Annotated in this window: 3 protein-coding genes; 2 read left to right on the top strand and 1 reads right to left on the bottom strand. The window is 44.0% G+C overall.

Translation table 11 applies throughout. The features are described 5' to 3' along the window. Together GX089_09850 and GX089_09845 are read left to right on the top strand one after the other, a co-directional pair. On the top strand, positions 1-528 hold a 528-nt coding region (locus GX089_09850), incomplete at its 5' end, for an aldo/keto reductase (protein NLP02785.1). A 253-nt stretch (positions 529-781) separates the two neighbouring features. Next, positions 782-1,720 (top strand): hypothetical protein, encoded by a 939-nt coding sequence (locus GX089_09845; protein NLP02784.1) that lies wholly within the window; start codon positions 782-784, stop codon positions 1,718-1,720. 315 nt (positions 1,721-2,035) lie between these two features. On the opposite strand, the gene GX089_09840 is transcribed toward GX089_09845, so the two are convergent. Then, on the bottom strand, positions 2,036-2,443 hold a 408-nt coding region (locus tag GX089_09840; GenBank protein NLP02783.1), incomplete at its 5' end, for a hypothetical protein.

Genomic DNA, 2,443 nt, shown 5'->3' with positions numbered 1-2,443 from the left:
GAATACCTCGATCTTCTCCTGATCCACTGGCCCAATAAATTTATCCCTATGAACGAAACTTTCAAAGCCTTCGAAAAACTGATTGAACAAAAACAAGTCCGGAGTATCGGGGTCAGTAATTTCACAATCCGCCACCTCGAGGATGCTTTCAAAGCTACAGGCCTGCCAATCTCTGTAAACCAGGTGGAGTTTCACCCCTTTTTTTACCAGTCCCGCCTCCTTCATTACTGCAAAGAACAACAGATTGTCCTCACAGCCTACTCCCCTCTTGGACACGGCAAAGTCTTCAAAAGCGAAACACTCAGAGAGATCGGAGAGAAAAAAAATACCGGCCCCGGACAGGTAGCACTCGCCTGGGCCCTGCAAAAAGGTACAGTTACTATCCCTAAGGCATCCACTGAGGAGCATATCAGTGCCAATCTGGAAGCACTCACTATCTCCCTTTCACCAGAAGAAATCGCTGTAATTGATAATCTCTCCGAGCAAAAAAGACTGATTGCGCCATCATGGTCGGAGTTTGACCTCTGACCACTGACCACTGATTTTGACCACTGATTAAGATGATTTAGAGAAATAAATACAGATTAAGACACGATCTTCTTTGTACTCACGGTGGTGCTTTCTATGGTAACCATTTTCCATGGTTATAATAGGCAAAGTCCACTTTGGCACCTCAGTTGCCTTAATACAGTTGATGCTTCCACCTTAATAAAGATTTCTCCTCGAAAACTTGTCGAAACAGCAAACTGGTGAATCTCATTACCCTTTTTGCGGAGGATTTATGAGTCCAGGCAGTAATCACGGTACAATTTTATGGAAATTTAACAATTGCGAAGGAAGTCTCCGTTCACGTATCCACACCGGTTTTCCAATACGCTCCATCTCCGATATATCCAATGCCTTTGACAGCACAGGAAAAACCTGGAATATCCATATCTCAGGAGGTGAACCGCTTCAATTTCCTAATTTTATTGAGATCTGCTTTATGCTCTCCAGATCCCATTTCATCGCACTCGATACCAGACTCTCTTCCCCAAACGCAAAACTCTTTGCAGAACACATTTCCCCGGACCGTATCAAAACTATAAGAGCAGTATTCCACTCCAGACTTGTGAAACAACCCGGAGAATTGAAACAGTTTACAGACACGGTCAAATATCTCCTGGATAGAAAATTCAATATTCATATCGAATATCTGATGTATCCTCCCATGGTACACAGAGTAATCCGTGATCTCATACTGTTTGACTCTCAGGGGATAAGCAAAGTAAATCTGAAAGTGTTCCGGGGGAAATTCCAGAACCGCCCCTACCCTGCATCGTACAGCATCGAAACAAGGAATCTTCTCAGAAGATACTCTGAGGATACCCGGGAGATAGATTTTCTGGGCAGGAAAAGGCATTTTCTGGGAAAGCGATGCAGTGCCGGGATGAATTATTTCCGGATGGACAGAGATGGGAACCTGCGACGATGCATGAATTCTAAAGTCTCTTACGGGAACCTTTTTGACAGGACCTATAGTATTGATTCAGAGCCGCGGCCTTGCCCCTTCTCCCAATGTCTCTGCCTGTCAGAGGGACTACGATGCGCAAGTGAAAATATCTGCTGCGATAGATCGCTGATTAAAGAAATCGCAAGAGAATACATGTACAGATTTATCACATACTGCAGTGCCATCGCTGAATTAAATCGTGCTCCGCGAAATGGTGCTCTAATATAGGGACGGTGTTTTCGTGGCCCAGGATAAGATTTTAAAACCAGAGGACGTAAAGAGAAACGCTTCGCGTTTTGAAGAACCAGGTACCAGTGGTGATTAAGGCAATACACTTCCTGTAAATGTGCATGTTTATCTTTTAAGACCTGTTTTTATCTTTGTGTCTTTCCTCTGCGCCCTTTGCGTTAACTTCCGGTCATGCTTTTGTCTCAATAGAGACGGTATGTTAAGTGACGTTGATAGCAGTAACAATTCTGATTAAATTGTCAGTTTCTAATATTCTGATTTGATTCCATGAAATGTTCTGTCTTCACGATTGAGTTATTTGGTCGGTACTATGTTTTTTCTAGAAATTATTGGCCGCGTTTCTTTTGCCCTGCCAAGATCCCATTTCCATATTCCATGTTCCTCTGCTGTCACCACCAAACCCAGTGGGTCAGTTGTCCATGCTGTGGTTGTTGGTATTCCCCCGTTCATGAGACGGCCAAGATAGAGCGGCTCACCAAAAAACAGAGGAGCATAGGGATCAACCGGGAGGGAAATAAAAACCGGCCGTTCTTCACTGACAGTCTCATCCCGAAAAACCAGCCAGGAACCATCTGGCGAGAATTCAAAGTGTGAATACTTTTTACATGAAATGGGTGGAATAAGGGAAAGTGTATCGGAAAGAATCGGGGTAAGCTGTTTTTTCTCGTCTGGAGTGTCCCAGCGGAGAAGGTAGAGAATGTG

The sequence above is a fragment of the Fibrobacter sp. genome (assembly GCA_012523595.1).
Classification (GTDB): Bacteria; Fibrobacterota; Chitinivibrionia; order Chitinivibrionales; family Chitinispirillaceae; genus JAAYIG01.
The sequence above is the reverse complement of the archived record's forward strand: the minus strand, read 5'-3'. Positions and strand labels throughout refer to the sequence as shown.

Excerpts from the sequence above, each read along its gene's own strand:
- GX089_09845 (NLP02784.1), top strand. The coding sequence starts at position 782 with ATGAGTCCAGGCAGTAATCACGGTACAATTTTATGGAAATTTAACAAT.